This window comes from Bradyrhizobium sp. P5_C11_2, from assembly GCF_054049755.1.
In genome coordinates this window covers 1-21,542 of the sequence record NZ_JBFULT010000060.1, presented here as the reverse complement: position 1 = coordinate 21,542, position 21,542 = coordinate 1, and the positions used below count along the sequence as shown (strand labels likewise).

Annotated in this window: 23 protein-coding genes; 8 read left to right on the top strand and 15 right to left on the bottom strand. The window is 65.1% G+C overall.

What is annotated here, in order from left to right; genetic code table 11:
• The 12 genes from ACXJL8_RS09275 to ACXJL8_RS09220 form a co-directional block, all read right to left on the bottom strand.
• A partial coding sequence (locus tag ACXJL8_RS09275; RefSeq protein WP_456684912.1) for a Zn-ribbon domain-containing OB-fold protein occupies positions 1 to 224 on the bottom strand: 224 nt, incomplete at its 3' end.
• On the bottom strand, positions 221 to 1,357 hold the full coding sequence (locus tag ACXJL8_RS09270; RefSeq protein WP_456684911.1) for a thiolase family protein: 1,137 nt from the start codon (positions 1,355 to 1,357) through the stop codon (positions 221 to 223). The genes ACXJL8_RS09275 and ACXJL8_RS09270, both read right to left, overlap by 4 nt.
• Before the next feature lie 125 nt (positions 1,358 to 1,482).
• Positions 1,483 to 2,682 (bottom strand): CaiB/BaiF CoA transferase family protein, encoded by a 1,200-nt coding sequence (locus tag ACXJL8_RS09265; RefSeq protein ID WP_456618719.1) that lies wholly within the window; start codon positions 2,680 to 2,682, stop codon positions 1,483 to 1,485.
• A 118-nt stretch (positions 2,683 to 2,800) separates the two neighbouring features.
• The gene (locus ACXJL8_RS09260; protein ID WP_456618720.1) at positions 2,801 to 3,001 is read right to left on the bottom strand and encodes a hypothetical protein; all 201 of its coding nucleotides are present in this window, start codon (positions 2,999 to 3,001) and stop codon (positions 2,801 to 2,803) included.
• A 148-nt stretch (positions 3,002 to 3,149) separates the two neighbouring features.
• Positions 3,150 to 4,319: an acetyl-CoA acetyltransferase gene (locus tag ACXJL8_RS09255; protein ID WP_456684910.1), complete on the bottom strand. Its 1,170-nt coding sequence runs from the start codon at positions 4,317 to 4,319 to the stop codon at positions 3,150 to 3,152.
• Between the two features lie 58 nt (positions 4,320 to 4,377).
• A complete protein-coding gene (gene eda / locus ACXJL8_RS09250; protein ID WP_456684909.1) occupies positions 4,378 to 5,028 on the bottom strand; it encodes a bifunctional 4-hydroxy-2-oxoglutarate aldolase/2-dehydro-3-deoxy-phosphogluconate aldolase in 651 nt (216 codons plus the stop codon).
• A 13-nt stretch (positions 5,029 to 5,041) separates the two neighbouring features.
• A complete protein-coding gene (locus ACXJL8_RS09245) occupies positions 5,042 to 6,034 on the bottom strand; it encodes a sugar kinase (protein ID WP_456618723.1) in 993 nt (330 codons plus the stop codon).
• Between the two features lie 23 nt (positions 6,035 to 6,057).
• A complete protein-coding gene (gene denD, locus ACXJL8_RS09240; protein WP_456618724.1) occupies positions 6,058 to 7,044 on the bottom strand; it encodes a D-erythronate dehydrogenase in 987 nt (328 codons plus the stop codon).
• A 79-nt stretch (positions 7,045 to 7,123) separates the two neighbouring features.
• Complete coding sequence (locus ACXJL8_RS09235) at positions 7,124 to 7,999, bottom strand: carbohydrate ABC transporter permease (protein ID WP_456618725.1); 876 nt, start codon at positions 7,997 to 7,999, stop codon at positions 7,124 to 7,126.
• Positions 8,000 to 8,001: 2 nt separating this feature from the next.
• The gene (locus ACXJL8_RS09230; RefSeq protein ID WP_456684908.1) at positions 8,002 to 8,949 is read right to left on the bottom strand and encodes a carbohydrate ABC transporter permease; all 948 of its coding nucleotides are present in this window, start codon (positions 8,947 to 8,949) and stop codon (positions 8,002 to 8,004) included.
• A gap of 67 nt (positions 8,950 to 9,016) precedes the next feature.
• Positions 9,017 to 10,330 (bottom strand): ABC transporter substrate-binding protein, encoded by a 1,314-nt coding sequence (locus tag ACXJL8_RS09225; protein WP_456684907.1) that lies wholly within the window; start codon positions 10,328 to 10,330, stop codon positions 9,017 to 9,019.
• 47 nt (positions 10,331 to 10,377) lie between these two features.
• Positions 10,378 to 11,439, bottom strand: a complete 1,062-nt coding sequence (locus ACXJL8_RS09220; protein WP_456618728.1) for an ABC transporter ATP-binding protein — start codon at positions 11,437 to 11,439, stop codon at positions 10,378 to 10,380.
• Positions 11,440 to 11,643: 204 nt separating this feature from the next.
• On the opposite strand from ACXJL8_RS09220, the gene gntR reads away from it, so the two are divergent.
• The 8 genes from gntR (at position 11,644) to ACXJL8_RS09180 (ending at position 19,427) form a co-directional block, all read left to right on the top strand.
• Positions 11,644 to 12,744 carry an HTH-type transcriptional regulator GntR gene (gntR, locus tag ACXJL8_RS09215; protein WP_456618729.1) on the top strand — a complete coding sequence of 367 codons (1,101 nt, stop codon included), beginning with the start codon at positions 11,644 to 11,646 and terminating at the stop codon, positions 12,742 to 12,744.
• Positions 12,745 to 12,866: 122 nt separating this feature from the next.
• The gene (locus ACXJL8_RS09210; RefSeq protein ID WP_456618730.1) at positions 12,867 to 14,696 is read left to right on the top strand and encodes an IlvD/Edd family dehydratase; all 1,830 of its coding nucleotides are present in this window, start codon (positions 12,867 to 12,869) and stop codon (positions 14,694 to 14,696) included.
• Positions 14,697 to 14,811: 115 nt separating this feature from the next.
• A complete protein-coding gene (locus ACXJL8_RS09205; RefSeq protein WP_456618731.1) occupies positions 14,812 to 15,543 on the top strand; it encodes an SDR family oxidoreductase in 732 nt (243 codons plus the stop codon).
• A 209-nt stretch (positions 15,544 to 15,752) separates the two neighbouring features.
• A complete protein-coding gene (locus ACXJL8_RS09200; protein WP_456618732.1) occupies positions 15,753 to 16,499 on the top strand; it encodes an SDR family NAD(P)-dependent oxidoreductase in 747 nt (248 codons plus the stop codon).
• A gap of 69 nt (positions 16,500 to 16,568) precedes the next feature.
• Entirely contained in the window at positions 16,569 to 17,702 is a 1,134-nt protein-coding gene (locus ACXJL8_RS09195) for a serine hydrolase domain-containing protein (protein ID WP_456618733.1), read from the top strand.
• A 3-nt stretch (positions 17,703 to 17,705) separates the two neighbouring features.
• On the top strand, positions 17,706 to 18,098 hold the full coding sequence (locus ACXJL8_RS09190) for a GFA family protein (RefSeq protein WP_456618734.1): 393 nt from the start codon (positions 17,706 to 17,708) through the stop codon (positions 18,096 to 18,098).
• Between the two features lie 159 nt (positions 18,099 to 18,257).
• Positions 18,258 to 18,938: a site-2 protease family protein gene (locus tag ACXJL8_RS09185; RefSeq protein WP_456618735.1), complete on the top strand. Its 681-nt coding sequence runs from the start codon at positions 18,258 to 18,260 to the stop codon at positions 18,936 to 18,938.
• 63 nt (positions 18,939 to 19,001) lie between these two features.
• Entirely contained in the window at positions 19,002 to 19,427 is a 426-nt protein-coding gene (locus ACXJL8_RS09180; RefSeq protein ID WP_456618810.1) for a hypothetical protein, read from the top strand.
• Between the two features lie 21 nt (positions 19,428 to 19,448).
• On the opposite strand, the gene ACXJL8_RS09175 is transcribed toward ACXJL8_RS09180, so the two are convergent.
• The 3 genes from ACXJL8_RS09175 to exbB all read right to left on the bottom strand — a co-directional run.
• Complete coding sequence (locus ACXJL8_RS09175) at positions 19,449 to 20,210, bottom strand: TonB family protein (RefSeq protein WP_456618736.1); 762 nt, start codon at positions 20,208 to 20,210, stop codon at positions 19,449 to 19,451.
• Between the two features lie 16 nt (positions 20,211 to 20,226).
• Complete coding sequence (gene exbD / locus ACXJL8_RS09170; RefSeq protein WP_456618737.1) at positions 20,227 to 20,700, bottom strand: TonB system transport protein ExbD; 474 nt, start codon at positions 20,698 to 20,700, stop codon at positions 20,227 to 20,229.
• A gap of 3 nt (positions 20,701 to 20,703) precedes the next feature.
• A partial coding sequence (exbB, locus tag ACXJL8_RS09165) for a tonB-system energizer ExbB (protein WP_456684906.1) occupies positions 20,704 to 21,542 on the bottom strand: 839 nt, incomplete at its 5' end.

Here is a 21,542-nt window from a genome sequence, read left to right as displayed (position 1 = left end):
ATGTTGTAGGGCACGTGGGCGCGCGTCTCGGGCGTGGCGGCGCGGCAGACCAGCGAAGTCGCGTAGACCCTGCCCTTGCCGCTGGCGCGCGCCTCGCGCGGATCGGCGGTTCCGCACGCAGCGCAGAAGGCGCGATGGAAATACTGCACATGGCCGCATGCCGCACAGGTCTGGTAGGTGATGGCGTGCTCGCCCTTGGTCCAGTCCGCCAGACGCTCGCTCATCGCACCCGCTCCAGGAACATGCTGACATGCGACGAGAGCACGCCGCCGTCGCCGTGCAGCAGCGCGATCGAGGCGTCGCGCACCTGGCGCTGAGCCGCCCGTCCCGTCATCTGCAAATGCGCCTCGACCAGATGCGCCATGGCACCGCCGACCCCGCAATGGCCGTAGCTGAGCAGGCCGCCATGGGTGTTGAGCGGCATCGCGCCGTCGCGGCTGAAATGGCCGGCGCGCACGCGCGCGGCCGCCTCGCCGCGCCCGGCGAGGCCGAGGTCTTCCAGCAGCATCGCGAGCGTGATGGTGAAGCTGTCGTAGATCGCGGCATAGCGCACGTCTGAAATCGCAAGACCGGAGATCTCCTTGGCGCGCGCGATGGAGATCTCGGCGCCGAGCTCGCTGAGCGCGGGCGCGGCGGTGACGTGCTGGTGAGTGTGCGCCTGGGCGCAGCCGCGGATGCGCACGCCCGCTTCCCCCGTACGCTCGCGGCTGATTACGAACGCCGCGCCGCCGTCGGACACCGGGCAGCAGTCGAGCAGTTTCAGCGGCATCGCCACCGGCTTCGACGCCATGACATCGGCGACCGTGATGGGATCGTGGAATTGCGCGCCGGGATGGGTGCAGGCGTGGGCGCGCATCAGCACCGCGAACTCGGCGAGGTCCTCTTCCGTCACGCCATATTCGTRCATGTACCTGTTAGCAACGAGGCCGTAATAGGCGGGAATGGTCGGTCCCAGCGGCACCTCGTAATCGGGGTGCCCGACCTGCGCAAGCGCCTGGATCGAGGCATCGCGGCTCTGCCCGGTGAGGCGATTCTCGCCGGCGACCACGAGCACATTGCGCGCGACACCGGCTTCGACCAGGTGATGCGCGAGCATGGTCATCGCAAGCCCCGTCGCGCCGCCAACCTGCACGGCATGCGCGTAAGATGGGCGAATGCCGAAGTGCTCGGCGAAGACGGTGGCCAGCATGATGTGCGGCGAGACGGTGGAGTAACCGCAGAGGACGCCGTCGATCTCGGCACGCTTGAGCCCGGCATCGTCGAGCGCGAGTTGCGCCGCCCGGCTCATCAGGTCGAGCGAGGACGAGCCTTCATGCTTGCCGTAAGGTGTGAGGCCGACGCCGGTGATGAAGCTCATGCTCTCTCCTCCTCGTCATTCCGGGGCGGTCCGAAGGACCGAGCCCGGAATCTCGAGATTCCGGGGTCGATGCTAACGCATCGCCCCGGAATGACGGATGAGAGAGTTGTCGTCATCTCTACCCCCTACTCCGGCCCCGTACGCGTGACGCCGTCGTTGACCATGGCCGCGATCTCGTCCGGGGAATATCCGATCTCCTTCAGAATCTCCGCGCCATGCTCGTTGAGCCGCGGCGCGAGGCGGACCGGTTCGGCTTCGGTCTCGGACCAGCTCGCAGTAACCTTCATGCTGCGGATCGGCCCTTCGGTCGGATGGTTGACGACCGGAAAGAAGCCGGTCGCTTCGAGATGCTCATCGTGCAGGATCGATTGCAGGTCATGCATCGGCATCACCGGCACGTCGGCCCTGGTGAGCAGCTCGATCCATTCCGCCGTGGCGCGCGTCTCGAAGATGCGCGCGAGCTCGGCATAGACGACATCGATATTGGCGGCGCGGCCAGCGAAGGTCGCAAACTTCGCATCGGCGCGCAGATCGTCACGGCCGGTTGCCTCGAAAAAGCTATTCCACTGCTTGTCGTTGTAGACGATGACGCTGAGATAACCGTCCGAGGTCTTGTACGGCCGGCGGTCGCGCGAGAGGTGGCGGGCATAGCCGCCCTTGTCGAGCGGCGGCTCGTAGGTGAGCCCGCCCATGTGGTCGCCCATGACGAAGCCGGCCATGGTCTCGAACATCGGGATGTCGACGCGCTGGCCGCGTCCGGTGCGGTCGCGATGCACGAGGCTGGCGCAGATCGCGCCGACGGCCGTGAGACCGACGATGCGGTCGACCAGCGCATTCGGCACGTAGCGCGGCACGCCGTCGCCGGTCTGCGCCATCAGCGCGGGGAGCGCCGTCGCGCCCTGGATCAGATCGTCATAGGCGGGTTTCGCGGCATAGGGGCCGTCCTGGCCGAAGCCGAACACGCCGGCATAAACCAGCCGCGGATTGATGGCAGAGACCACGTCGTAGCCGAGCTGAAGCCGCGCCATCGCCTGCGGGCGGACGTTGTAGACGAGCACGTCGGCGTCCTTGAGAAGACGCAGCACGGCATCGCGCCCCGAAGGCTTCTTCAGGTCGAGACAGATCGAGCGCTTGCTGCGGTTGGTGTTGAGGAACACCGGGCCCATGCCGGCGTGACGCATCGGGCCGATCAGGCGGGTGACATCGCCCTCGAGCGATTCCACCTTGATGACGTCGGCACCGTAGTCGCCGAGCATCTGGGTCGCATACGGCCCCATCAGCACGGTCGTCATGTCGATGACCTTGATGCCCTTCAGCGGCCCCATCGTTCGCTCCCGATTGCGCGGGCTCGGCCCGCGATTTCGGTCCAGCTAACGGCAGCGGCGCCGTGCACGCAAGGGCGGCCGGCGTATGGCCGCATGCGTTATGCGGCGATATCGCGGGCTATTTCTTCTGGCGGGATTCGCGGATCTTCAGGAGCCGGTCGAGCTCGTCGTTCTGCTGGTTGATGCGGTCGGCGATGCGCGCCTCGTTCTGCTCGCCCGAGGCGGCGGCGGCCTGCTCGATCAGCTGCCTGATATTGTCCTCGAGGATCGCGATGCGATCGTTGAGTTGGTCCAAAGTGAGGTAGTCGTCATTGCTCATGATGCATTTCTCGCAAATCAATCAGGAGCCGTAGGGTGGGCAAAGCGAAGCGTGCCCACCATGATCTAGCGCAAGACAAGAAAGAAGGTGGGCACGGCGCTTTCGCGCCTTTGCCCACCCTACTAGGACTAACCCACTCTACAAGAGCTTACTTCAGCGGCTCCAGCACGGAGACGTAGTTGGCGACCGCGGCGCCGCCCATGTTGAAGATGCCGCCGAGCTTGGCGTTCTTGAGCTGCATGCCCTCGGGGGCCTGCCCCGCAAGCTGCATCGCGGTCATCACATGCATGGAGACGCCGGTGGCGCCGATCGGGTGGCCCTTGGCCTTCAATCCGCCGGACGGATTGACCGGCAGCTTGCCGTCCTTGAGCGTCCAGCCTTCCTTGATGGCGCGGGCGCCCTGCCCCTTCGGGGTCAGGCCCATCGCTTCGTACTCGATCAATTCGGCGACCGTGAAGCAGTCATGGGTCTCGACGAAGGAGAGATCGGTGAGCGCGACGCCGGCCTGCTCCAGCGCGCGCTGCCAGGCGACCGTGCAACCCTCGAACGCGAGGATGTCGCGCTTGGACATCGGCAAAAAGTCCTGGGCGTGCGCGGTGGCGCGGAAGCCGATCGACTTGCTCATGCCTTTGGCGGTCTCGGCGTCGGCCAAAACCAGCGCCGCGGCGCCGTCGGAGACCAGCGAGCAGTCGGTCCGCTTCAGGGGACCGGCGACATAGGGGTTCTTCTCGCTCTCGGAGCGGCAGAATTCGAAGCAAAAATCCTTGCGCATCTGGGCGTAGGGATTGGCGACGCCGTTCTTGTGGTTCTTGGCGGCGATCAGCGCCAGCGCGTCGGACTGGTCGCCGTATTTCTGGAAGTAGCCGCTGGCGATCTTGCCGAACACGCCGGCGAAGCCGCCGACGGTGTCGCCGTCCTCGGGCAGATAGGACGCCTTCAGCAGGTTCTTGCCGATCTCCGGGCCCGGCGTGCGCGTCATCTGCTCGACGCCGACGACCAGCACGATCCTGGCCGCACCCGCGGCAATCGCGCGCAGGCCCTGGTGCACCGCAGCGGATCCCGTGGCGCAGGCGTTCTCGACGCGGGTGGCCGGCTTGAAGCGCAGCTTCGGGTCGGCCTGGAGCACCAGCGAGGCGGTAAAATCCTGGGGCGAGAAGCCGGCGTTGAAATGACCGAGCACGATCTCGTCGACGTCGGACGCGGAAATGCCCGCATCGGCCAGCGCCTCATTGGCCACGCGGGTGACGAGGCTTTCGACGGTTTCGGTGTCGAACTTGCCGAACGGCGTATGCGCCCATCCGACGATGCTGGCGGTCATGGTCATTCTCCCTAGCGTCTCTTACTGACCTAAGTCTTAGCCGATCGATGGCAAGACTTCACCCGGCTTTCAGGGCCTTGAGCGTGCGCTGGCAGATGGCAGTTATGCCGGCCCAGTTCCCGGCCCTGATCTCCGCGGTCGGGCACAGCCAGGACCCGCCGACCGCCACAACGTTGGGCTCGGCGAGCCAGGTCGCCGCATTGGCCTCGCCGACGCCGCCGGTCGGGCAGAACCGCACGTTCGGAAACGGACCGCCGAGCGCGCGCAGGCCCTTGATGCCGCCGGCCTGCTCGGCCGGGAAGAATTTTGCGACGTCGAAGCCGTGCGCGAGCGCCATCATCAGCTCGGACGCGGTCGCGATACCCGGCGCGAACGGCAAGGCGCTGTCGGCGGCGGCCTTCAGGAGATCGGGGGTCAGGCCCGGGCTGATGCCGAACTTGACGCCGAGCTTCTCGACACGGGTAAAGTCGGCCGGATTGAYAATCGTGCCGATGCCGACGAGCGCCTCGGGGACTTCGGCCATCATCGCTCTCGCCGCCTCGATCGCAACAGGGGTGCGCAGGGTCACCTCCAGCGTGCGGACGCCGCCGGCAACCAGCGCACGCGCCAGCGGCACGGCATCCTGGATACGCTCGATGGTGAGGACGGGAATAACGGTCGCGGCCTTGAACAGCGCGACGAGGTGGTTCTGTTGGGCAGTCGTGGTCATCGTTGTCGCTTCTTTACTTGGTCGCCTGGCGAGAGGTCGCCGGCCGGTGCCGTTTCTTCGGCGGCATGGCATAGCCCGGAATGATGGCCCCGGCATAGCAGATCACGAGGCTGGCGAGGCGATGCCCGGCCTGGGCGGCCTCGACCGGCTCGGAGCCGCCGAGCCGGGCCGCGATATAAGCTGCCGCAAAGCTGTCGCCGGCCGCGGTGGTGTCGACCACCGGCTTGGTCATGGGCTCGGCGCGCACCTCGCTGGTTCCTCCGGGAAAGCGCAGCAGGCTGACCGGCTCGGCCAGCCGGAACACCAGCTCGGAGCTCGGGATTCGCGCCATCAATTGGTCGTGGCTCTCCCCGGGATACAGCGCGAGCAGGTCCTCGGTGGAGGTCAGCACGATGTCGGCGGCCGCGAAGGCCGCCGCAAACACCTCGCGGGCGACATCGCGATCGGGCCAGCCGCGTGCGCGAAAGTTGGTGTCGAACACGAAGCGGGTGCCGAGCAGGCGCGCCCGCTTGATCGCCGCGAACAGGCGCTCGCGCCCGGGTGCGTCATAGATCGAGAGCGTGATCGCCGAGAGATAAACGACGTCGTAGCTCATCAGCGAGTTGAGGAGCTCGTCCGTCTCCGGCAGATTCATCAACTGACGAGCCGCCGCACTGTCGCGCCAGTGGAAGAACTGGCGCTCGCCCTTCGCGTCCGTCTGGATCATGTAGAGGCCGGGCAGCTTGCCCGGCAACCGCGCGACACGGCGTGTCCCGACGCCCTCCGCATTCCAGGCCGCGATCATCTCATCGCTCAACGCATCATCGCCCAGCGCGGTGAGATAATCGACCTTGACCTCGAGCCGCGCCAGATAGACCGCGGTGTTGAGGGTGTCGCCACCGAAGCCGCGCGCGTAGAGACCGCCACCCTGCCCGCCGGACTGGCCGGCAGACTGTCCAGCCGAATGTCCGCCCTGGGCCTGCCGGAGCTCGACCATGCACTCGCCGATGCAAGCAACGCTCGCCATCACTTTACCCGCTCAGTCAGAGATCAGGCGACGAAATTGCCGCCGAGCTCGTCTTCGATGTGAATGCGGATGATGTCGTCAAAGCTCTTCTCGGCTGTGGTGAAGCCGAGCTCGAGCGACCGCTTTGCATTGAAATTGCGCGGCCAGCCGCCGACGATGCCGACGATGAAGGGATCGGGCTCCCGCTTGATGCGGGCGGCGACCTTGTCGCCGGCAACGCGCTTCAGGGCCGCGATCTGCTCGCCGACGGTGGCCGACAGGCCGGGCATGGTGAGATTGCGGCGCGGGCCGACGGTCGCGAGGTCCATGGTGCCGGCATGGAGCAGGAAGCCGACGGCGGAGCGCGGCGTGGCGTGCCAATGGCGGACGTCCTCGGACACCGGCAACACCGCTTCCTTGCCGGCCAGCGGCTCACGCAGGATGTTGGAGAAGAAGCCCGATGCCGCCTTGTTGGGCATGCCGGGCCGGATGCAGATGGTCGGCAGGCGGATGCCGATGCCGTCGAGGAAGCCGCGGCGGGAATAGTCGGCGAGCAGCAGTTCGCCGATCGCCTTTTGCGCGCCGTAGCTCAGCAGCGGGGTGTGAAAGAATTCGTCGCCGATCGCCTCCGGGAACGGCGCGCCGAACACCGCGATCGAGGACGTGAACACCACGCGCGGCTTGTAGCCGCCGCCAACGAGCCTGACAGCGTCGAGCAGCATCCGCGTGCCGTCGAGATTGATGCGGTAGCCCTTGTCGAAGTCGAGCTCCGCCTCACCCGACACGATCGCGGCGAGATGGAAGATCACGTCGGGGCGGCCTGCGATCAGCTTCTCGGCCGCGCCGGGAACGGCGAAATCACCGGACACCGTCTCGACGGCAAAACCGGCCTTTTCCGGCTTCTTCGGCTCGACCACGTCATGCATGGTCAGCTTGGTGATCTCGCTCTTGCCGAGCCGGCCGTCGCGCAACAGCCGTTCACACAATTTGCGGCCGACCATGCCGGCGGCGCCCAGAACCAGAATGTGCAAGAGCCTACTCCTTTTTATTGGCCGGAACGCGCCGCCCTTGACGTCTTCTCTTGGCGCGTTCTCGAGGCAGGCCCCGCGATTACTCCTTCACGGCGCCGGTCATCGCCGACACATAATACTCCACGAAGAAGGAATAAAGGATAACTACGGGGACCGAGCCGGTCAGTGCCGCCGCCATCAGCGCGCCCCAATGGTAGACGTCGCCGTTGACGAGCTCGGTGATGGCGCCGACCGGGATGGTCTTGTTCTCCGAGGAGGAGATGAAGGTCAGCGCATAGATGAACTCGTTCCAGGACAACGTGAAGGCGAAGATGCCGGCCGAGATCAACCCTGGTAGCGACAGCGGCAGCGTGATCTTGGTGAGGATCTGGAGCCGCGTGGCACCGTCGATCAGGGCGCACTCCTCGAGCTCATAGGGGATGGTGCGGAAATAGCCCATCAAGAGCCAGGTGCAGAACGGGATCAGGAAGGTCGGATAGGTCAGGATCAGGGCCAGATTGCCGTCGAACAGGCCGAGCTGGAACACGATCGCCGCCAGCGGAATGAACAGGATCGACGGCGGCACCAGGTAACCGAGGAAGATCGCCAGGCCGACATAGCGCGATCCCCTGTAGCGCAGCCGCTCGATCGCATAGGCCGCGCAGACGCTGGCAAACAGCGAGATGAAGGTCGAGGACACCGAGACGATGATGGTGTTCCACATCCACAGCGGATAGTCGGTGTCGAAGAACAGCTTCTTGATGTGCTCGAGCGTCGGATGCACGATCCAGAACGGATTGTACTTCTCGTAATCGTACATCTCCGCGTCCGGCTTGAACGTCGCGACCGCCATCCAGTAGAACGGGAACAGCAGGAAGACGACGATCAGGCCGAGCGGGAGGTAGACGCGGAGAAACTTCCGCGGCAGGCTTTCCAAATAGGACATTCCGATGGTTTGGTCGTCCGCGGTGGTCATGGTCAGTCCCTTCCGCCCTGCTGCCAGCGAGAGCGCTGAAGTCCGAAGAAGCTCAACAGGATCGCTGCGACCAGGAACGGGATCATCGCGTTCGAGATCGCCGCGCCCTCGCCAAGATTGCCGCCGGTGATCGCGCGCTGGAACGACAGCGTCGCCATCAGATGCGTGGCGTTGATCGGCCCGCCCCGCGTGATGGTGTAGATGAGCTGGAAATCGGTGAAGGTCATCAGCACCGAGAACRTCATCACGACGGCGATGATCGGCGACAGCATCGGCAGCGTGATGTGGCGGAAGCGCTGCAAATTGGTGGCGCCGTCGAGATTGGCCGCCTCGTAGAGCGAGGGCGAGATGGTCTGCAATCCCGCCAGCAGCGTGATCGCCACGAACGGCACGCCGCGCCAGATATTGGCGACGACCACCGACCAGCGCGCGTTCCAGGGATCGCCGAGGAAGTCGATGTAGCTCGTGATCAGGCCGGCCTTGATCAGCACCCAGGAGATGATCGAGAACTGGCTGTCATAGATCCACCAGAACGCGATCGCCGAGAGCACCGTCGGCACCACGAACGGCAGCAGCACGATCGCCCGGATCATCGACTTGAACGGCAGCCGCTCGTTGAGCAGCAGCGCCAGGTAAAGTCCGATGGCGAATTTCACGATGCTGGCGCTCACGGTGTAGAAGATGGTGTTGAACACCGACAGCCAGAACACCGAGTCCTTTGCGAGCGAAACGAAGTTCTGGAATCCGATGAAGCGTCCGACCCCGCCGATCTTGGTATCGGTCATGCCGAGCCAGAGTCCCAGCGCCAGCGGGTAGGCCAGAAACAGCACAAGGATCGTGATAGCCGGCACCATGAACATCGCGCCGAGAAAGTGCCGGCTTTCGAACGCTCTGGACCACAGGCTGCTGCGCTTGACCTGCGCGGCGACGGGCTCGGCCATAACTGCCATGTCGGACTCCCCTCACGGAACGACGACGGCGGCGCCCAGCGAGCTGGACGCCGCCGCCGGTGGCTGATCAGACCTGATAGTAGCGCTTGGCGCGCTCGGCTGCCCGCGCCGCAGCCTGCTGCGGCGTGGCCGAACCGGTCGCGGCCTCTGCGAACATGTCGACCACGACGAAGTCGCCCATCACGGCCGCCGAGGCGTAGCCGAGATCGCCGGCATAGCCGTTATCGCGGCAGCGCTTCAGGCAGTCACGGAATGGTGTGATCTTGGGATCCGAGGTCCACACCGGATTGTCGTTGTAGGCCGGCAGCGGCGGCGCGACGTAGCCGTTGGAGGCGACCTCCCAGGCGTCGTAGTTCTCCTTGTCCCACATGAACTTGATGTATTCCTTGACCRCCTTGGGATACTTCGAGTGCTTGTAGCCGTAGGCGACCAGCACGTTCTGCTGCTCGGTCGACACGCCAACCGGGCCGATCGGCATCGGCGCGTGGTCCATGTCCTTGGCGATCTCCTGCTGCTTGGGGTCGGTGGAGTTCTTGCCGACGGTCCAGATCGAGATGCCGTTCAGGGTCAGGCTGAGTTCGCCGTTCAGGAAGGCCTTGTTGTTGTTGCTGTCGTTCCACGACAGCACGCCGGGAATGAAGGTCGCATACAGCTGCTTGACGTATTCCAGCGCCGCAATCGTCTCCGGCGACTCGATCACGACCTCGTTCTTGTCGTTGACGACCTTGCCGCCATGCGCCCACAGCAGCCACTGGCACCAGCCATTGGCGTCACCGGTCGCATGCCCCAGCGCGAAGCCCGCCGGCGTATTGTTCTTCTTCAAGGCCTGGCAAAGCTTGAGGAAGCCCGGCAGGTCCTTCGGGAACTCCTCGAAGCCCGCCGCCTTCATGTGGCTGACGCGGTAGTTCATGCAGCCGCCGGTCGCGCCCTGCGGAATCGCGATCCAGCTGTTGCCCTTCTTGCCGTAGCGCTCGGCGACCGGATACCAGCCGCCATACTTGGCGCCGAGATAGTCGGCGACGTCGGTGACGTCGATCAGCTTCTCCGGGAATTTGTGGGGATCGTCGAGCGTGCCGATGATCAGGTCGGGGCCGGCGCCGACATTGGCGGCGACCGCGGCCTTCGGCCGAATGTCATCCCAGCTCTCGGCTTCGAGCTTCACCTTGACGCCGGTCTTCTCGGAGAACTTCTTGGTCTGCTCGGCGAACTTGTCGAACTCGGCCTGGATGAACTGCTTCCAGCGCAGCACGCGGATGGAGGCGTTCGGCTCCGGCACGTTGGTCCACTCCGCCGCACGGACCGGGACGATCCCCGGGCCGGCCAGCAGGGCTGCGCCGCCCAGGCCAGCCTTGAGCAAACTACGCCTGTCGAAATCGCTCATCGTTCTCTCCCTGAATTTTATATTTGTATTGGTTGGTTTTTACGTCGTTACATGCGTTTACCGGTCGCCTCGTCGAACAAGTGAACCAGCGACGGGTCGGGCTTCAGCCTGACCTTGTCGCCGGGATTGAACTGGTGACGTTCGCGGAAGACCGCGACGACCTGCTCGCCGCCGACCTTCGCGAACACCTGCGTCTCCGACCCCGTCGGCTCGACCACGATGATCTCGGCCTCGGCGCCGTCGTCGGCGATGGTGAAATGCTCGGGACGGACGCCATAGACCACAGGCTTGCCGTCGGACGCGGCCGGTGCGTTCTGGAGCGGCAGCTTGACCCCGTTCGGTCCCTCGAAGGTCGCAGCGCCGTTGACGCGGATATGGCCCTTCAGGAAATTCATCGCGGGAGAGCCGATGAAACCGGCGACGAACTGGTTCTCCGGCTTGTCGTAGAGCTCGAGCGGCGTGCCCATCTGCTCGACGATGCCGTCGTGCATGACGACGATCTTGTCGGCCATGGTCATGGCCTCGATCTGGTCGTGGGTGACGTAGACGGTCGTGGTCTTCAGCCGCTGGTGCAGCTCCTTGATCTCGGTGCGCATGGCGACGCGGAGCTTGGCATCGAGGTTCGACAGGGGCTCGTCGAACAGGAACACCTGGGGATCGCGCACGATGGCGCGGCCCATGGCGACGCGCTGGCGCTGGCCGCCGGAGAGCTGCCGCGGATAGCGTTCGAGCAGCGGCGACAGCGCGAGAATTTCGGCGGCGCGCTTGACCCGCTTGTTGATCTCGTCGGAGCTCGCACCGCGCAGCTTCAGCGAGAAGCCCATATTCTCGCCAACGGTCATATGCGGATAGAGCGCGTAGTTCTGGAACACCATCGCAATATCCCGCTCCTTGGGCTGGATATTGTTGACGACGCGGTCGCCGATCGAGATCGTGCCGGAGGTGATGTTCTCGAGGCCCGCGAGCATGCGCAGAAGCGTCGACTTGCCGCAGCCGGAGGGGCCAACCAGGACGACGAACTGGCCATCCTCGATCGGGATCGAGACGCCGTGCAGGACTTCAAAATTGCCGAACGATTTCCGCACGTCGCGGATTTGCACAGACGACATCTAGCTCCCTCCTCCGACTCGACGACGCAATTGTCGCGCCGCCACCGTCTTGCTTTTTCCAGACTTCACCGAACGAAGCCCGACCTTATCGGGCGACATTGTCAGCAGTTTGTGCGGTTTTGGCAATTTGTCTTTGGTTAGTCGTTGCTGGTAGCGCYGTCAACGTTCCTTTGTTTGCGGGAGTGACTGTGTTAAGAGCAACAAATGGGTCGAAAGCGCACCAAGTCAGGCAAAATCCGGCTGGCGGAAGTCGCCGAGCTTGCCGGCGTCAGCCCGATCACCGCCTCCCGCTTCTTCCGCAATCCCGAGGCGCTGTCGGTCGCCAAGCGGACGCGGGTCGAAAGCGCGGCCAGGGAGCTCGGCTATGTGCCGAACCTTGCGGCACGCGCGCTGGCCTCGCACCGCACCGAGGTGATCGGCGTCCTGATCCCGTCGCTCACGAATAATGTGTTCTCGGACGTGCTGCGCGGCATCTATGACGCATCCGAGGGCAGCCGCTACTCGATCCAGCTCTCCAACACCCGCTACAGCATCCTCCAGGAGGAGAAACTGCTGCGCCTGTTTCTTGCGCAGAAGCCGGCCGGGCTGATCGTCACCGGGATCGACCAGACCGCGGAATCGCACGCGATGCTGGAGGCGGCCGACTGCCCGATCGTGCAGATCATGGAGATCGGGCCCAATCCCGTCGACATGATGATCGGCTTTTCGCACTATGATGCGGCCCGCGCCGCGATTGCGCATCTGTTCGCACAGGGCCACCGCAAGATCGGATTCCTCGGCGCGCGCATGGATCCGCGGGTGCAGCGGCGGCTGGACGGATACGTCTCGGCCATGAAGGAAGCCTCCCTGTTCGAGCAGCGCCTCGTCGTCACGACCGCGACACCGACCTCGGTGACGCTCGGGGGAGCCCTGTTCACCGATCTGCTGGCGCGGGACCCCGGCATCGACGCGGTGTTCTGCGCCAATGACGACCTCGCGCTCGGCGTGCTGTTCGAATGCCGCCGCCGCGACATCGCGGTCCCCGAGCAGATCGCGATCGTCGGCTTCAACGACCTCGAATTCATGGCCTCCGCCGTCCCCACTTTGACCAGCGTGCGCACCAACCGGTACGAGATGGGCCGGACCGCCGCCGCCATGCTGATCGAGGCGATCGAAGGACGGCGCCCGGAGCAACCGGTGCTCGACCTCGGCTTCAAGGTGATCGAGCGCCAGAGCTCGCCGGCACGGCGTCCGGACAGCAGGCCACCCGCCTCCGGTGTGGGTGCCGCGAACAAAATGATAGCGTTACCAAGTAGCCATGACTAATATCGCACTTGTGAGGAAACGACCCGCCAGCGGGCCGGCGATGTGTCGCTTGCGCCGTTGGGCATCGCACAAGCCAACACCCTAAGGCCGACGCCAGTGCGTTTGCATTGCAGGAGAGATCAATGACAAAAAAGCCGACCAACGGGCATGCGCCCGCCAGCAACGGCAGCCGCCGCCACCTTCGTTCGCAGGAATGGTTCAACAACCCGCATAATCCGGGCATGACCGCGCTCTATATGGAGCGCTATCTCAATTACGGCCTCACCCGCGCCGAGCTGCAGTCCGGCAAGCCGATCATCGGCATCGCCCAGACCGGCAACGACCTCTCCCCCTGCAACCGCCACCATATCGAGCTCGCGCACCGGGTCCGCGAAGGCATCCGCGAGGCCGGCGGTATCGCGATGGAATTCCCGACTCATCCGATCCAGGAGACCGGCAAGCGCCCGACCGCGGCGCTCGATCGCAACCTCGCCTATCTCGGCCTGGTCGAGATCCTCTACGGCTATCCGCTCGACGGCGTGGTGCTGACCACCGGCTGCGACAAGACCACGCCGGCCTGCATGATGGCGGCGGCAACCGTCAACCTGCCGGCGATCGTGCTCTCGGGCGGCCCGATGCTGAACGGCTGGCACAATGGCGAGCGCACCGGCTCCGGCACCATCGTCTGGAAGTCGCGCGAGCGGCTCGCCGCGGGCGAGATCGACTACGAGGAGTTCATGGAGATCGTGGCGTCGTCCGCGCCATCGGTCGGCCATTGCAACACCATGGGCACCGCCTCGACCATGAACGGGCTTGCCGAAGCGCTGGGCTTCTCGCTGCCGGGTTGTGCCGCGATCCCCGCGCCCTATCGCGAACGCGGGCAGATCGCCTATGAGACCGGCAAGCGCATCGTCGAGATGGTCTGGGAGGACCTGAAGCCCTCGGACATCCTGACCCGCAAGGCATTCGAGAACTGCATCGTCATCAACTCGGCGATCGGCGGCTCGACCAATGCGCCGATCCACATCAACGCGCTGGCGCGCCATATCGGCGTGGAGCTGTCGATCGACGACTGGCAGAAATTCGGCCACGACGTGCCGCTGCTGGTAAACATGCAGCCGGCCGGCTTCTATCTCGGCGAGGAATTCCACCGCGCCGGCGGCGTGCCGGCCGTGGTGCGCGAACTGATGAAGCACAAGCGCATCCACGAGGACGCGGTCACGGTGAACGGCCGCGGCATCGGCGAGAACTGCGCCAATGCGCCCACACCCGACAACGACGTGATCTGGAATTACGACAAGCCGCTGGTCAAGGACGCCGGCTTCCTGGTGCTGCGCGGCAATCTGTTCGATTCCGCGATCATGAAGACCAGCGTGATCTCCAAGGAGTTTCGCGACCGCTATCTCAGCAACCCGAAGGACCTCAACGCCTTCGAGGGCCGCGCCATCGTGTTCGAGGGACCGGAAGACTATCACGAGCGAATCGACGATGCCTCGCTCGACATCGACGAGCGCTGCGTGCTGTTCATCCGCGGCACCGGGCCGATCGGGTATCCCGGCGGCGCCGAGGTCGTGAACATGCAGCCGCCGGCGGCGCTGATCAAACGCGGCATCCACTCCCTGCCCTGCATCGGCGACGGCCGGCAGTCCGGCACGTCGGGCTCGCCGTCGATCCTGAACGCCTCGCCGGAAGCCGCCGCCAATGGCGGGCTTGCGATCCTCAAGACCGGTGACAAGGTGCGCATCGACCTCAACAAGGGCAGCGCCAACATCCTGATCTCGGACGACGAGGTGAAGAAGCGCCACGCCGAGCTCAAGGCCAACGGCGGCTTCAAGCATCCGCCGAACCAGACGCCGTGGCAGGAGCTCTATCGCAACACCGTCGGCCAGCAGTCGACCGGCGCCTGCATGGAGCTCGCCACGCGTTACCAGAACGTCGCCGGCACGTTTGGCGTGGCGCGGGATAATCACTGAGTTAGGCACACGTAGCCCGGGTGAGCGAAGCGACACTCGGGACGTCCGCTCCCGGATATCGCGCTTGCGCGCTCATCCGGGCTACGGCACCGAGCAAATCGAGGAGAACAAGAAAATGGCAGACCGCCTCAAGGGAAAGCGCGCTGTAGTCACCGCCGCTGCGGCAGGCATCGGGCGCGCATGCGCCATCGCATTCGCGCGCGAAGGCGCAACCGTGATCGCCACCGACATCAACGAGGCCGGCATCGCGGGCCTGACCAAGGAAGGCATCGCCGAGACGGCGAAGCTCGACGTTCGCAACACCGCCGATGTCAACGCGTTCGCCAAGCGCATCGGCAAGGTCGACATCCTGCTCAACGCGGCGGGCTTCGTGCACCACGGCACCATCCTGGAGTGCTCGGAAGAGGATTTTGATTTCTCGTTCGACCTCAACGTCAAGTCGATGCACCGGACCATCCGGGCGTTCCTACCCGACATGCTGGCGGGCGGTGGCGGCAGCATCGTCAACATCTCGTCCTGCGCGGCGCTGCGGCCGCCGGCCAACCGTTACGTCTACAGCGCGTCGAAGGCGGCGGTGTCGCTGCTGACGCGCGCGGTCGCGCTCGACTTCATCACCAAGGGCATCCGCTGCAACAGCATCTGCCCCGGCACCGTCGAGACGCCCTCGATGCTCGACCGCGCTGCCGCGCAAGGGCCACAGGGCAAGGAGATGTTCGTCTCCCGCCAGAAGATGGGCCGGCTCGGCACCGCGGACGAGATCGCGGCCATGGCGGTCTATCTCGGCAGTGACGAAAGTGCGTTCACCACCGGCGTCGACCTCGTCGTCGACGGCGGCTACATGCTCTGATCACTTAACCTCTCCCCGCCCTTCTGCGGGGAGAGGTCGGATTGCCTCGGCGATGCGAAGCATCGTCCGGCGCAATCCGGGTGAGGGGCGAGGCACAATATCTTCGCGCGCGGATGTGGAGACACCCCTCACCCCGCCCTCTCCCCGCGAAGAGCGGGGCGAGGGAGCAAACCGCCGCTGCCGCCGAATTTGAGCGAAGGAACAGATCAATGAACAAGATCGATCTCAACGGCCGCGTTGCCATCGTCACCGGCGGCGCGCAGGGCTTTGGCCGCGCCATCACCCAGCGCTTCGTCGATTCCGGCGCCAAGGTCGCGATCTGGGATTTTGACGCCGCGCTGGCCGAGAAGACGGCAAAGGAAATCGGCGGCGACGTACGTGTTTTCAAAGTCGACATCACCGACACCGCAGGCGTCGAGCAGGCGCGCGATGCGACGCTTGCCGCCTTCGGCAAGATCGACATCCTCGTCAACAATGCCGGCATCGCAGGCGTCAACAAGCCGGTCTGGGAGACCGACCTCGAGGAGTGGCGCAAGGTGCTGCGCATCAACCTCGACGGCCCCTTCATCTGCTGCAAGGCGATCGTGCCGGTGATGCTCAAGCAGAAATACGGGCGAATCGTGAACATCGCGTCCATTGCCGGCAAGGAAGGCAACCCGAACGCGTCGCATTATTCGGCGTCCAAGGCCGGCCTGATCGCGCTGACGAAATCGCTCGGCAAGGAGCTCGCCGCCCACGACATCCTGGTGAACGCGGTGACGCCGGCGGCGGCGAAAACCGCGATCTTCGACCAGATGACGCAGCAGCATATCGACTTCATGCTGTCGAAAATTCCGAAGGGTCGCTTCGTGCTGGTGGAAGAGCTCGCCGCGATGGTGAGCTGGCTCGCATCCGAAGATTGCGCCTTCTCCACCGGCGCGGTGTTTGATATCTCCGGTGGCCGGGCGACCTACTGAAGCACTGGCCGCCCCTGGGAGGGGCGGACCATGCGGCTTGGGCGTCGAGATTTTGGGCGTCGGGATTTCGTGAAGCTCGCAGCGGGCGCAGGCATGCTGCCGCTGCTGTCGTCGACGACACTCGCGCAACTCGCGCCGAACCCGCCGAGCATCCGCCCGCCCTCGCCGGCCGAGCGCGGCGCGATGGCACGGCTCGCACACAGCTTCATGGACAAGTACGGCGTGCCGGCGCTCTCCTTTGCGATCGGCTATGCCGGCGCTGTTGTCCATGAGGACGCCTTCGGTCTTGCCGATATCGAGCGGAACGAGGCCGTGACGCCGCGGCATCTGTTCCGGATCGCCAGCGTCAGCAAGATGATCACCTCGGTCACGATCTTCCGCCTGATCGAGGAGAACCGCCTCAAGCTGACGGACCGCGTGTTCGGCCCCGGCGCGATCCTCGGCACCGATTACGGGCCGCCGCCCTACTCTGCCGGCATCGACCAGATCACGCTTGAACATCTGCTGACCCACACCGCCGGCGGCTGGAGCAACGACAACCGCGATCCCATGTTCACGCATCCGCGGATGGACCATGCGCAACTGATCGCCTGGACGCTGGCCAACCGGCCGCTGGAGCGGCCGCCGGGCCAGCGCTACGCCTACTCCAATTTCGGCTATTGCGTGGTGGGGCGGATCATCGAGAAGCTCACCGGGCAGCCCTATGCAGAGCACGTCCGCGCCGAGGTGCTCGGGCGTTGCGGCGTCACCGACATGACGATTGCGGGCGACACGCGCGACCAGCGCCAGGCCGGCGAAGTCGTCTATTACGGTCAGGGCGAAAATCCCTACGGCATGAATGTCCGGCGGATGGATTCCCATGGCGGCTGGATCGCGACACCGTCGGATCTCGTACAATTCCTGATGCATGTGGACGGCTACACGAGGCCGGCGAACATCCTGCGGCCGCGCACCATAGAGGTCATGACCACCGCGCCCAGCTACAGCCCGGACTACGCCAAGGGTTTTTGCGTCAACAAATTCGGCAATTGGTGGCACAATGGCAGCCTGCCGGGCACCAGCACCATCGCCGTGCGCACCCATGGCGGCTTCTGCTGGGCCGCCTTCACCAACACCAGACGCAGGAATTCCGACATGGATGGCGATCTCGACAATCTCAACTGGAACATGGCGCGCCAGGTCGGCGAATGGCGGGTGGCCTGAGCCATGATCCGGGAAGGTGGATGCCTGTGCGGCGCGGTGCGGTTCAAGGCGGAGGGCGAGCCGCTCAACGTGCGCATCTGCCATTGTCGCCTATGCCAGAAGGCGATGGGCTCGCCCTATTTCGCCCGCGCGCAGTTCGACCAGCGCTCGCTGACGGTCGAAGGCGAGACCGAGCGCTATGCGTCGTCCGAGAATATCGACCGCGTGTTCTGCAAGCGCTGCGGCACGCGGCTGTTCGCCTGGCGCCGCAACGGCACGCTGGCCGGTGTGGCACTCGCCACCTTCGACGATCGCAACGCCTTTGCGCCAACCGAGCACATCTGGGTAAGCGAGAAGCTCGCCTGGCTGAAGCTCGACGACGGCCTGACGCAATATCCGACGACGATCCCGGCGTGAGGTCAGGATTGGTTGAAGCGGCGCGGGGCTCCCTCCTGGCGGATCATTTGCAACGGGCAATTTCGGAATTGGACGCGATATAACGGTAGATCGTGAAGGGTTGTGGCCCTATACGGCCAGTTTCGCGAAGCGCGCGGGCAGAACCGGAACGGATGAGTTGTGAACATTTCCCTCTATGATCTCTCCGTCTGGGTGCTGCCGCTGGTGCTCGCCATCACCTTCCACGAGGCCGCGCACGCCTTCGTGGCGCATCGTCTCGGCGACAACACGGCCTGGCAGCTCGGCCGCGTCAGCTTCAACCCGCTCCGGCACATCGACCCGTTCGGCACCCTGATCCTGCCGGCGATGCTGCTGTTTGCGCATTCGCCGTTCCTGTTCGGCTATGCCAAGCCGGTGCCGGTGAATTTCCGCAAGCTCAACCACCCCAGGCTGGACATGGTCTGGGTGGCCCTGGCCGGGCCCGTCACCAACATCCTGCTGGCGCTGGTGGCGGCTCTCGCCCTCCACGCCCTGCCCTGGGCGCCGGCCAACTCGGCGCAATGGATCTTCGACAACCTCAAAAATGCGCTGGTGATCAACGCCGTGCTGGCGGTGTTCAACATGATGCCGATACCGCCGCTCGATGGCGGGCGGGTCGCCGTGGGGCTATTGCCGCGGCCGCTCGCCCTGCCGCTGGCGCGGCTCGAGCCGTTCGGAATGCTGATCCTGATCGGGCTCTTGATCCTGCTGCCCCTGGCAGGTTCCCAGTTCGGTCTAAATCTTGATGTTATTTCAGCAATACTGCGAACGTTGACCGGTTATGTGATTCAGGCTGTTCTCTTCCTGACCGGCAACGCGTAGTTGAAGAGCAACATCCGAACACACGCCGAAGGGCCCGAGGCCGACTTGGTCAAAGCTGCCGATATGCTGATCGCGCGACGCGCCGACACCCGTGCCCGCGCCGATTTCGCCACCTGGAAGATGATGGCCAAGCTCAACGGGGCGTCCGCGCTGCCTTCGGAGGCCCAGGAGTTCCTGGCCAGCTACAACAATCTGTTGGCGCAGATGAGCGAGGGTGACGCCACCGAGGCCACCATCGGTGCGATCTACAAGGCCTATTACGCCGAGATGGGCGGCGCGGGAACCGCGCCCGATGTCCGCACCCGGCCGCCGGAGCCAGCAGCGGACAATGTTACCGCCTTCCGCCGCCCGGCGCCGCCAAAGCCGAACAAGGCGGCTTCCTTCGTGGCGGCGACATTTGGCGGCAGCCAGAAGCGGCCGCTTCCGGTGGCGATGATCTTCGCCTGCCTGGTCACGGTCTATGTCGGGATCCGGCTCTACTGGCGCTGAGGCCATGGCCGGATAGCGGCCTTAGCCCTTCCCCGCCTTCTCGTTCTTCCTGAAAATCACCGGCAAGACGAATGTCAGCCCGTCGTCTGCGACCAGCGGCGGCGGCGTCGGCACCGGATCGGAGCGCTTGACCATGCCAATGGCGGCGTCGTCGAAGGCCGGATCGCCCGAGCCCTTCTCGATGGCGACCGAAATCACGTGGCCGAGCCGGTCGAGCGTCAGCCGAACCGAGAGCTCAGCCGCCTTGAACAGGCCCTTGGGGTAGCGCTTGTGCCGGTCGAGATGCGCGACCAGGTCCTTTTCCCAGCCCTGGCGAATGCGAACCGAGCGATCGCTCTTCTTCTCGGCGTCCGAGGTCGGCATTGCCGTCGCTTCGGCGGCGGGCGAGGCCACCGAGGCGGCCGTGGGGACAACCGCTTCCTTGGTTTCCTCCTCGACCGGCTTCTTGGTCTCGTTCATCGTCACGGCCCGGTCGGCCTCCTCGGCCTCCATCGGGACGTCCTTGGGAAGGCTGCTCTCCTTGAGCTCGGCCTTCTGCTCGGTCAGCTCGGGCGAGGCGACGGACTCGTTCGAGTCCGGTCCCGGCGGCAATTCGCTGGGTTCGCCATTGGGCGACATGGCCTCGAGCCCGACCTCGATACCCTGGGGATCAGCGATGAAGTCCTGATCGTCACCGCGCAAATTGGCGAGCGCCAGCGCCGCGCCCCCGAGATGGAGCGCAACCGCGCCCACTGCGGCGATCACCCACAGCTTGCGAGACGGTTTCAGTTCGAGATCGGACATCGGCGTCGGGCCTTCGTCACGGCTTCGGTGCTGCCGCCGGCGCGTCCTGCGGGGACGCGGCCCCCGGGACACCCTCCAGCGTCACCAGCTTGACCTTGGAATAGCCCCCCTTGTTCAGGAACTCCAGCACCTCCATCAGCTCGCCATACGGCACCGCGCGATCGGCGCGCAGGAAGATGTACTTGTCCTTGCTCATGTCGGGCGTGTGGTCGAGCGCACTGACGAGATCGACGCGCTTGACGAAGTTCTCCCCGATCGCCACCGAAAGATCCGGCTTGATGGTGACGTAGGTCGGCTTGTCCGGCTTCTTCTGCGGCGTCGACGTCGACGTCGGCAGGTCGATCGGCAGATCGACCGTGGACAGGGGTGCTGCGACCATGAAGATGATCAGCAGCACCAGCATGACGTCGATGAACGGCGTGACGTTGATCTCATGCGTCTCGGAGAAATCGTCGTCATCGGCGTCGTTGTCTGCGATCGAAGCGCCCATCGTTCACTCCGCCGCGCGCGAATGCACGCTGCCATGGCTGCGGTCGAGATCGCGCGAGAGCAGCCGCGCCGACGTGCCGGACGCACGGCTGACCAGCTCGAGATAGCCCTTCGTCATGCGCGCGAAGTGATTGTAGATGATGACGGCGGGAATGGCGGCGACGAGGCCGATCGCGGTGGCGAGCAGCGCTTCGGCGATGCCGGGCGCGACCACGGCGAGATTGGTCGTCTGCGACTTCGAGATGCCGATGAAGCTGTTCATGATGCCCCAGACCGTGCCGAACAGGCCGACGAAGGGCGACGTGGCGCCGATGGTCGCGAGCACGCCCATGCCGATGCGGATACGCCGCTGCTCTGCGCGCACGATCTCGGCGAAGCTCGAGGCCGCGCGCTCCTTGATGCCGGTATCGCTGGAGATGCCCGCCGACATCCGCGCCTCGCGCAGCGCCGCCGCGAGGAAGGACGGCAAGATGCCCTCCTTGGCGCCGAGTGCCATCTGCGCTTCCGCGAGCGAGCGCGCTTCCGCAATCTTCTTCAGTGCCGAACGAAGCTTGGCGGAGGCGACCGACAGCTCGATCGACTTGGCGATGAAGACGGTCCAGGTCACGAGCGAGGCGAAGGCGAGCCCGATCATCACCCCCTTCACGATGATGTCCGCCGACATGAACATCACCCAGGGCGACAATTCCTTCATCGCCGGGGCGGTCGACTTCAGAGCACGGCTGCCCGCGTCGGCGGACGCCGCCTCGGGCGTCGAGGCCGCCGGTGCGGCTGTCGCCGACGGAGCAGCGGGCGCAGCAGCCGGCGGAGCCGCAGGCGCGGTCGCCGGGCTGACTGCCGACG